Origin of the sequence: Actinophytocola sp. (genome assembly GCF_050699935.1) — a bacterium.
In the GTDB taxonomy this organism is placed as follows: domain Bacteria; phylum Actinomycetota; class Actinomycetes; order Mycobacteriales; family Pseudonocardiaceae; genus Actinophytocola.
Map to the genome: position 1 here is coordinate 22,267 of NZ_JBOHGB010000087.1, position 7,778 is coordinate 30,044.

8 protein-coding genes are annotated in these 7,778 nt (G+C 72.8%); 7 read left to right on the plus strand and 1 reads right to left on the minus strand.

Translation table 11 applies throughout. The features are described 5' to 3' along the window. Positions 1-49 precede the first annotated feature (49 nt). Positions 50-1,810: a DHA2 family efflux MFS transporter permease subunit gene (locus tag ACRDTB_RS24570; protein WP_431433940.1), complete on the plus strand. Its 1,761-nt coding sequence runs from the start codon at positions 50-52 to the stop codon at positions 1,808-1,810. After that, complete coding sequence (locus tag ACRDTB_RS24575) at positions 1,810-2,433, plus strand: Maf family protein (RefSeq protein WP_431433942.1); 624 nt, start codon at positions 1,810-1,812, stop codon at positions 2,431-2,433. Before ACRDTB_RS24570 ends, ACRDTB_RS24575 begins: the two co-directional genes overlap by 1 nt. A 9-nt stretch (positions 2,434-2,442) precedes the next feature. Here the strand turns inward: ACRDTB_RS24575 and ACRDTB_RS24580 are convergent, their stop codons facing one another. Then, positions 2,443-3,132 (minus strand): hypothetical protein, encoded by a 690-nt coding sequence (locus ACRDTB_RS24580; RefSeq protein ID WP_431433944.1) that lies wholly within the window; start codon positions 3,130-3,132, stop codon positions 2,443-2,445. A gap of 219 nt (positions 3,133-3,351) precedes the next feature. Here ACRDTB_RS24580 and ACRDTB_RS24585 point away from each other — a divergent pair, with 219 nt between their 5' ends. The 5 genes from ACRDTB_RS24585 to ACRDTB_RS24605 form a co-directional block, all read left to right on the plus strand. Continuing rightward, on the plus strand, positions 3,352-5,121 hold the full coding sequence (locus tag ACRDTB_RS24585) for an acetyl/propionyl/methylcrotonyl-CoA carboxylase subunit alpha (protein WP_431433946.1): 1,770 nt from the start codon (positions 3,352-3,354) through the stop codon (positions 5,119-5,121). 20 nt (positions 5,122-5,141) lie between these two features. Next, positions 5,142-5,606 (plus strand): DUF1707 SHOCT-like domain-containing protein, encoded by a 465-nt coding sequence (locus ACRDTB_RS24590; RefSeq protein ID WP_431433948.1) that lies wholly within the window; start codon positions 5,142-5,144, stop codon positions 5,604-5,606. Between the two features lie 65 nt (positions 5,607-5,671). Beyond that, positions 5,672-6,160: a DUF1707 SHOCT-like domain-containing protein gene (locus ACRDTB_RS24595; protein ID WP_431433950.1), complete on the plus strand. Its 489-nt coding sequence runs from the start codon at positions 5,672-5,674 to the stop codon at positions 6,158-6,160. Positions 6,161-6,316: 156 nt separating this feature from the next. Further along, positions 6,317-6,697, plus strand: a complete 381-nt coding sequence (locus tag ACRDTB_RS24600) for a transcriptional regulator (protein WP_431433952.1) — start codon at positions 6,317-6,319, stop codon at positions 6,695-6,697. 60 nt (positions 6,698-6,757) lie between these two features. Continuing rightward, positions 6,758-7,778: PPE domain-containing protein (locus ACRDTB_RS24605; protein WP_431433954.1), on the plus strand; the 1,021-nt coding region annotated here is incomplete at its 3' end.

Genomic DNA, 7,778 nt, shown 5'->3' on the forward strand with positions numbered 1-7,778 from the left:
CGGAGCTGACCGCCGGCGGACGACGACCGGGTGGGGAGGGGACACGAGGATGCGCGGGCCGTGGACGGCGATGTGGGCGCTGTGCGCGTGCTTCTTCATGATCATGCTCGACTCCACGATCGTCACCGTGGCGATCCCGGCCATGCTCACCGGGCTGGAGGCGAACCTCAACGAGGTCGTCTGGGTCAACAGCGTCTACCTGCTGGCCAACACCGTGCCGCTGCTGCTCACCGGCCGGCTGGGCGACCGGTACGGGCCGAAGCGGGTACTCGTCGTGGGCCTGGTGATCTTCACCGGGGCGTCGCTGTGGTGCGGGCTCGCGACCTCGCCCGGCATGCTGATCGCGGCCCGCGCGGTCCAGGGTCTCGGCGCGGCGGCGATGACCCCGCAGACGCTGTCGTTCATCACCCGGCTCTTCCCGCCGGAGAAGCGCGGGCTGCCGATCAGCGTCTGGGGCGCGGTGGCCGGCGTCGCGACGATCACCGGGCCGGTCATCGGCGGCCTGCTGGTGGAGAACGTCGGCTGGGAGTGGATCTTCCTGATCAACCTGCCGATCGGCGTGGCGAGCCTGGTGATCGCGGTGGTGGCGCTGCCCGACTGGCAGCCGCACCGGGCGCTGCGGTTCGACGCGCTCGGCGCGGCGCTGTGCTCGCTGGGCCTGCTCCTGCTCGTGTTCGGCGTGCAGAACGGCCAGCACTACCACTGGGGACCGGCGTTCGGCCCGGTCACGGTGGTGCACCTGATCATCGCCGGGCTCGTGCTGCTCGCGCTGTTCGCGTGGCGCCAGGTGCGGTTCCGCCGGGCGGAGACGGCCGGGCCGACCGGCGTCGAGCCGCTGGTGCCGAACGCGCTGTTCACCGGGAGCGAGGCGGCCGGCACGTTCGGGGCGGCGAACCTGACCCATGCGGCGCTCGGGTTCGCGACGACGGGCATGTTCCTGCCGCTGGTGCTGTACCTGCAGACCGTGCTGGGCCTCTCGCCGCTGGCCTCGAGCGTGCTGGCGCTGCCCATGGCGGTGGCGGCCGGCATCACGGCGATCGCCGTGGGCGCGGTGTGGGCGTGGGTGGGCGCGCGGACGCTGATCATGAGCGGGCTGCTGACCCTCGCCGCGGGCACCGGGTTCCTCGCGTGGCTCGCCGAGCCGGAGACCGACCCGGTGGCGCTGATCCCCGGGCTGGTGGTGGCCGGCGTGGGCATCGGCTGCGTGTTCGCCCCGCTGACGGCCGCGGCGACCGCGCGAGTGCCGGCGGAGATGGTCGGGGCGGCGTCGGGCGTGTTCAATACCTCGCGGCAGGTCGGCGGCGTGCTCGGCAGCGCGGCGGTGGGGATGGTGCTGCAGGTGGGCGTGGCGTTCGCGGTGCCGGACGCGGCGCGCCAGTACGCCGAGCGGCTGCCGCCGCGCTACCGGGAGGAGTTCGTCGACCGGGTCACGGACGCGGCGAACACCGCGAGCCAGTTCGACTCGACCGCGCCGCCCGTGCCGTCGAACCTGGACCCGGACGTGGCCGACATCGTGCGCCGGATCGTCACCGAGGTCTTCCACGACGGGTTCACCATCGCCGCGAAGGCGAGCCTCGTGCTGCCGATCGCCGTGCTGGTACTGGGAGTCCTCGCGGCGGCCGGCATCCGCCTGCCGCGACTGACCCGTACCGCGCACGAGTCGGCTAGGGGTCTGGATCATCGTGTGAGGTCTCGAGCCGACCAAGGTGACCTCAGGGGTACCGTGACGGCCCCCAACCACAATCAACCCGAAATCCGCACCATCCGTCGGAACGCGACCAACACTTTTGATCCCGGGGAGGCGGACTAGTGCAGTTGGTCCTCGCCTCGCAATCCCCCGCACGCCTCGACGTCCTGCGCGCCGCCGGCGTCGAGCCCGTCCAGTACGTGTCCGGTGTGGACGAGGACGCGCTGGCCGCGACGCTGCCCAGCGCGACGCCCGAGCAGCTGGTGGCCGCGCTGGCGGAGGCCAAGGCACGCACGGTCGCCGCGGCGGTCGCCGACGTGCACCCCGACTCCGTGGTCGTCGGCTGCGACTCGATGCTCGCCCACGATGGGATGCTGGTCGGCAAGCCCGGCAGCCCCAACCGGGCCCGCGAGCGGTGGGTCACGATGGGCGGCGGCACCGGGATCCTGCTCACCGGCCACGCGGTGGTGCGCATCCAGGGCGGTGTCCTCGGCGACCTGGCGAGCGGCACGGCCCAGACGACGATCCGCTTCGGCAGCCCCAGCCCCGCGGAGATCGACGCGTACATCGCCACCGGCGAGCCGCTGGCGGTCGCGGGCGGCTTCACCCTGGACGGCTACGGCGGCTGGTTCGTCGACGGCGTGGACGGCGACCCGTCGAGCGTGATCGGCGTCAGCCTCCCGCTGACCCGCCGACTGCTGCTAGAGGTGGGCGTTTCCGTGGTCGATCTCTGGGCCGGCCGCTAGTCCCGGCCGCTAGTCACAGTCCGCCAGGTCGCCGGAGCGGATCTCGGTGGGCAGCGACTCCACGGAGCCGAAGTCCTGCGTGCAGCCCGCCTCCCTGCCACCCATCGTGAAGACCTGGGCGAAGACCGGCGCCTCCGCGCAGTCCGACCCCGCCGAGCAGTCGTGCTGGACCGCGACCACCTCCGGGCCCACGTCGGCGGTGACCTCGGCCAGCGCCAGGTATCCGGCGTCGGACACGTACGGCTTGGCCAGCGAGTTCCACTTGCCCGACCGGCCGACGACCACCTGCCCGGCCGTGCCCCGGTCGTAGGGGCCGCGGATCAGGCAGGCCGACAGCGTGCCCGCCACGCACTGCAGCGACCTCGGCGTCAACTTCACGCCGAGCTCCGTGACGGTCACGTCGATCACGTCGCGGGCGGACGGGCCGCCGATCCGCAGCCGGCCCGAGCGCGCACCCCGGTCGGCGATCAGCTCGACGGTCGTGCCGGCCACCGGGGTCGTCGCGAGGACCTTGCAGGGCCGCACCAGACACCCGTCCGGCCCCACCGAGGGCGTCGGCGCCGCGGTCGTCGTCGGCGCCGCAACGGGCCGGTCGCGCACCTGGTTGGCGACGACCAGCGCACCGCCCGCGACCAGCGCGGACAGCACGACGGCGACGATGATCGCCACCGGTGATCGCCTGCCCGCCACGGTGTTCATGGTCCGCTTCGCTCCCGCGCTACTCGCCGTCTTCCTCCGTGCGCTCCTCGGCGTTCGTTCCTCACGCCTCCGGTGCTCCTACGTCCAGACGGCGAACGCTCCGTCGCTCTCGCTCACGGCGCCTCCCCGTCCACTCCGGCGTGAGCGTTCTCTCGAACCTGCTCACCCATCCTGTCCGTAGACTCCCCCAGAAGTACCAGTTTTGACGAGGAGTTGGGCGTGGCCGAGCTCAGCAAGGTCCTGATCGTCAACCGCGGCGAGATCGCCGTTCGCGTCATCCGCGCGTGCCGGGACGCGGGCCTGCCGAGCGTCGCCGTGTACGCCGACCCGGACCGCGACGCCCTGTTCGTCCGGCTCGCCGACGAGGCGTTCGCGCTGGGCGGGTCGACCGCCGCGGAGAGCTATCTCGACATCGGCAAGCTCCTCGACGTCGCCCGCCGCGCCGGCGCGGACACCGTGCATCCCGGCTACGGCTTCCTGTCCGAGAACGCCGACTTCGCCCAGGCCGTCATCGACGCCGGGCTCGTCTGGGTCGGCCCGGACCCGCGGGCCATCCGCGACCTCGGCGACAAGGTCACCGCCCGGCACATCGCGATGCGGGCCGGCGCGCCGCTGGTGCCCGGTACGAAGGACCCGGTGAGCGGCCCGGACGAGGTCGCCGCGTTCGCCGACGAGCATGGGCTGCCGGTCGCGATCAAGGCGGCGTTCGGCGGCGGCGGCCGCGGGCTCAAGGTCGCGCGCACCCGCGAGGAGATCCCCGAGCTGTACGAGTCCGCCGTGCGCGAGGCGGTCGCCGCGTTCGGCCGCGGCGAGTGCTTCGTCGAGCGCTACCTGGACCGGCCGCGCCACGTGGAGGCGCAGGTCCTGGCCGACAAGTACGGCAACGTCGTCGTGGTCGGCACCCGCGACTGCTCGTTGCAGCGCCGGCACCAGAAGCTCGTCGAGGAGGCCCCGGCGCCGTTCCTGACCGACGAGCAGCGGGCCCAGATCCACTCCTCGGCCAAGGCGATCTGCCAGGCGGCCGGCTACTCCGGCGCGGGCACCGTGGAGTACCTGATCGGCCTGGACGGGACGATCTCGTTCCTCGAGGTCAACACCCGGCTGCAGGTCGAGCACCCGGTGTCGGAGGAGACCGCGGGCGTGGACCTGGTGCGCGAGCAGTTCCGGATCGCGGCCGGCGAGAAGCTGCGGTTCGACGAGGATCCCTTGCCGCGCGGGCATTCCATCGAGTTCCGGATCAACGGCGAGGACGCGGGCCGCGACTTCCTGCCCGCACCGGGCGTGGTCACCCGGTTCGTGGCTCCGGACGGCCCGGGCGTGCGCGTGGACTCCGGTGTCGAGTCGGGCACCACGATCGGCGGGCAGTTCGACTCGTTGCTGGCCAAGGTGATCGTCACCGGCGAGGACCGGGCGCAGGCGCTGGCGCGGTCCCGGCGCGCCCTGGACGAGATGGCCGTCGAGGGCATGGCGACCGTCCTTCCCTTCCATCGCGCGATCGTGCGCGACCCGGCGTTCGTCGGCGACGACGCCGGCCGGTCGTTCGCCGTGCACACGCGCTGGATCGAGACCGAGTTCGAGAACCGGATCGCCCCGTTCACCGACGCCGCCGAGCCGGGCGAGGAGGGGCCGCGGCACACGATGGTCGTCGAGGTCGGCGGCCGGCGCCTGGAGGTGTCGCTGCCGGGCGGGCTCGCGGCAGGCTCGCCGGCCGGCGAGGCACCGGGGCGGAACAAGCCGCGCAAGCGCGGGTCGGGCAAGTCCGCCACGACCTCCGGCGACGCGGTCACCGCGCCCATGCAGGGCACCATCGTCAAGATCGCGGTCGAGGACGGCCAGCAGGTCGAGGCCGGTGAACTGATCGTGGTGCTCGAAGCCATGAAGATGGAGAATCCGGTGACCGCGCACAAGGCCGGTACGGTGACCGGGCTCGCCGTGTCCGCCGGCGAGACGGTCACCCAGGGCGGCGTGCTCTGCGAGATCAAGGACTGAGTCCTCGCTGGGGAGGTCGCTTGGCGGAGATCCGGATCAGCTCGGCCGAGCGCGACGACGCCGTCGCGGCGCTCGCAGTGCACCGTTCGAGCGGCCGGCTGACGCACGAGGTGTACGAGCAGCGCTGCCGGCTGGCCATGTTCGCGGCCACGCGGTCCGAGCTCGAGGCGCTCTTCGACGACCTGCCGGCACCGCATCCGGACCTGTCCGCCGCGGTCTCGCCCAGGCCGCCGCCCGTGCCGAACCCGGAGTGGCCCGGCGGCCGGACGCGTACCCGCGCGAGCCGGGTCATGGACGTGATCGGCGTGCTGTCGCTGCTGGTCGGCCTTCCGGTGGCGATCGTGCTGACCGCCGCCGCGGGCGCGTGGTGGACGTTTCTCGTCGTGGTCGGCGTGGCGGTCGTGGCGATGGTGCTCGGCGTCGCCCTGACGACGCCGAGGGAGCGGGCCGAGCCGTGGGCAGCCGATGCCGAGGACCGTGACTGAGAATCTCCTCAGCTGACGCCGGATGTCCCGGCCGGGCACCGCGGGACCGCCGTACCATCGAAAACGTGAGCGAGTACCGGCCGTCCGACATCCGCATCAGCGACACTGAGCGGGAGGATGCGCTGGGCAAGCTCGGCGAGCACATGACCGCCGGCCGGCTCGACATCGACGAGTACGGCGAGCGGACCGCGAAGGTCACCGCCGCCAAGACCCGCGGGGAGCTGCTCGACCTGTTCGGTGACCTCCCCGAACCGCGCCCCTCGTTCGGCCGGCCCGCACCGCCGCCCGCCCCCGCGTCCGCCCGCATGGCGTCGTTGGGCCACAAGGCCGTCCCGGTACTGCTCCCGTTCGTCGCGGTCGCGCTCGCGGTCGTCCTGATGTTCATCGTCAAGCTGCCGTTCATCTTCCTGCTGCCGTTCATCTTCATCGCGGTCTCGAGCTCCCGCTGGCGGGGTCATGACCAGCGCAGACGCGACGACCGTTGGCGTGGCACCCGGGAGCACCGCGACGGCTTCCACGACCACCGCCGGCGGTGGCGCGACGAGCCCTACTGAACGGGCCGATCGGCGGATTGTCCGCCGTGCGCCCCCTTGCCAGACTCTTGCTCAACTCTGAAAAAGATCTCACGAAGTTACGGTTAACCGTCGAATCCGAGCATCCGTACCGGATAAGGTTCAACCGAACACAGGCGGTTTCAGTTGGAGGGCGGCGTGGCAGGCAAGCACGGCGGCGGTCACGGCAACGGCGGTCCGAACGTGGCACCCTCCGATGCCCTCAGGATCGACCCCGAGGCGGTGCCGGCTCTGCGCAGCGCGTTCACGGACGCCCTGTCGCGGGTCGACGAGCAGCTGCGGCTCGCCGACCAGGAGCTCCGGATCGCGGCGTGGGCGAAGGACCCGGTGAGTAAGGACGCCGCGACGGCGTTCAACGAGCGGTCCGTGGACACGGTGGCGTCCGCGATCGACTCGCTGCGGGCCTACCGCGACCAGCTGACCGTGGCGGTGGCGAACCTCGACAAGACCGCCGAGCAGTACAGCGCGGTCGACAACGACGGGCAGAGCGGTGTGGCGAGAAACGAGGACGGGGGCTGACCGGCGGCGCGGGCCGGTCACCAACTCCATACGGTGTAACGCAGACAAGGGGCCAACCGAGTGACTCCACCTACCGAGCAGCAAGGTAGCCAGCCTGCCGCCCCGCCGGCGGACGGGGCGCGCTGGCGGGGGCACACGCACAAGGAGCTGTACCTGCTGCTGCACAACGGGCCGGGGCCGGCCGCGTCGGCTGAGCCGTCCCGGCGCTGGGCGGAGATCGCCACGGCGCTCGGGGAGATCGGCGAGGACCTGCAGAAGGCCCTCGAGCATTCAGCGGCGAGCTGGTCCGGTAAGGCGGCCGGGGCGGCGTACGACCGGCTGTCGGTCACCGCGGCGTGGGCCACTGGCACCGGCGCGGACGCGGCCGGCATGCGCACGGCGGTGGAGACCCAGGCGGAGAACATCGCGCGTGCCCGGGCGGACATGCCCGCGCCCGAGGACGTGCCGCCCGTGCAGCCGGACCCCACGGCCGTGCCACCGATGCAGGTGGTGCAGGGGCAGGCCGACCTCGAGGGTGCCGAGGCCACCGCGTCGTCCGCCGAGGAGCGGGCGTACGAGGTGATGGCCGCCTACGAGCTGAACACGAACACGACCACCGCGGCGATGTCGACGTTCGAGGCACCGCCGGTCCTGGACCACCGCGACGAGGTGCACCAGGGACAAGCGGCCGTCGGCACCCAGCACACGCACGGGGCCGGCCTGCTCAACCCCGGCCACGGCCACGGGCACACGCCGGGCACGGGCGGCGCGTCGACGCCGTGGGTCGAAGCGGACCGGCACCGCCCGTTCACGCCGACGCAGGGTTCGTTCAGCGGTGTGCTGGACCCGCTGTTGCCGGGCCGCGGCGGCCGCTCCGGGCAGCGGCGCGAGTCGTCGAGGAGCAGGCCGCTCGCCCCGGGCCTCTCGACCGGTGCGGGCACCGGCTTCGGTTCCGGCAGCGGTGGCGCGAACGGCTCGAGTCCGGGTTCGGGCAGTGTCCCGGTGGCCGGACCCAGCTCCGTCGCGGGCGGCGCCGCGGGTGCGGCACAGCCGAAGGCCGGGCCGGCGAACGTCGGCGGCATGCCGGCGAGCGACCTGCAGG

Excerpts from the sequence above, each read along its gene's own strand:
- ACRDTB_RS24570 (WP_431433940.1), top strand. The coding sequence starts at position 50 with ATGCGCGGGCCGTGGACGGCGATGTGGGCGCTGTGCGCGTGCTTCTTC.
- ACRDTB_RS24580 (WP_431433944.1), bottom strand. The coding sequence starts at position 3,132 with ATGAACACCGTGGCGGGCAGGCGATCACCGGTGGCGATCATCGTCGCC.